This is a genomic window from Cupriavidus sp. 05T313 (assembly GCF_056396665.1).
This window is the reverse complement of the sequence record NZ_JBFTLX010000632.1, coordinates 1-449: the sequence shown is the minus strand read 5'-3', so window position 1 is coordinate 449 and position 449 is coordinate 1. Positions and strand designations below refer to the sequence as shown.

Annotated in this window: 1 protein-coding gene and 1 pseudogene; both read left to right on the top strand. The window is 65.9% G+C overall.

The annotated features are described in order from the left end of the window. Nucleotides 1-231, top strand: a 231-nt coding sequence (locus AC1DKD_RS42110) for a 4Fe-4S dicluster domain-containing protein (protein ID WP_477144851.1), incomplete at its 5' end; no start/stop codon positions are given. 14 nt (nt 232-245) lie between these two features. Further along, nucleotides 246-449, top strand: a pseudogene (locus AC1DKD_RS42105) (hypothetical protein); the annotation flags it as partial.

Here is a 449-nt window from a genome sequence, read left to right as displayed (position 1 = left end):
CTGTACATCCATCCGGACGAGTGCGTCGACTGCGGCGCATGCGAGCCGGTGTGCCCGGTGGAGGCCATCTACTACGAGGATGACACTCCCGAGGAATGGGCCGACTACTACAAGGCCAACGTTGAATTCTTCGATGACCTTGGGTCTCCGGGTGGCGCGGCCAAGATCGGCAACACGGGCAAGGACCACCCGATGATCGCCGCCCTGCCGCCGCAGAACCAAGACCACTGACGCGGACGGGAAGCGTGACCGCAGCAGTGAATTCGTTTGGCCTGAACCTGCCCGACTACCCGTGGGAGGCCATGGCCCCCTACGTGGCCAAGGCCTCGGAACACCCGGGCGGGGCAGTCAACCTCTCCATCGGCACGCCCGTGGATCCCACCCCGCAACTGGTCCAGGACGCCCTGAAGGCCGCCGCCAACGCCCCCGGATATCCCACTGTCCACGGC